The organism is Rhodococcus sp. LB1 (assembly GCF_001583455.1).
Taxonomy (GTDB): Bacteria; Actinomycetota; Actinomycetes; order Mycobacteriales; family Mycobacteriaceae; genus Rhodococcus_F; species Rhodococcus_F opacus.
Genome location: NZ_LTCZ01000374.1, coordinates 1 through 525 on the forward strand (window position 1 = coordinate 1; position 525 = coordinate 525).

The 525-nt window shown below is 67.2% G+C and carries 1 protein-coding gene and 1 pseudogene; both read left to right on the forward strand.

Annotation, left to right across the window (positions count from 1 at the left end):
* Nucleotides 1–412 (forward strand): annotated as a pseudogene (locus tag AZG88_RS36080) (NAD(P)(+) transhydrogenase (Re/Si-specific) subunit alpha); the annotation flags it as partial.
* On the forward strand, nt 413–525 hold a 113-nt coding region (locus AZG88_RS50920), incomplete at its 3' end, for a proton-translocating transhydrogenase family protein (RefSeq protein WP_197487994.1).

Consider the following 525-nt stretch of genomic DNA (forward strand, 5'->3'; position numbering starts at 1 on the left):
CGAGCTGACCGAGGCGGAGCGGGCGCAGCAGCAGCAGGCGCTCGAGGACGCGATCAAGGGCTTCGACGTGGTCATTACCACCGCGCTGGTGCCGGGCCGTCCGGCGCCCCGGTTGGTGACCGCGGCCGCGGTGGAGGGCATGAAGCCCGGCTCCGTGGTGGTCGACCTGGCCGGCGAGACCGGTGGTAACTGCGAGCTCACCGAACCCGGGCAGACCGTGGTCAAGCACGGGGTGACGATCTGCTCGCCGCTGAACCTGCCCGCCAGCATGCCCGAGCACGCCTCGGAGCTGTACTCGAAGAACATCTCCGCGCTGCTCGAGTTGATGCTCGTCGACGGGGCGCTGGCCCCCGATTTCTCGGACGAGGTCCTCGCCGCGTCCTGCGTCACCCGTGAGGAGGGTGTGTCCTAGATGTATACCGAATTGTTGGCGAACATCGCGATCCTGGTGTTGTCGGGGTTCGTGGGGTTCGCGGTGATCTCGAAGGTCCCGAACACGTTGCACACCCCGTTGATGTCGGGCAC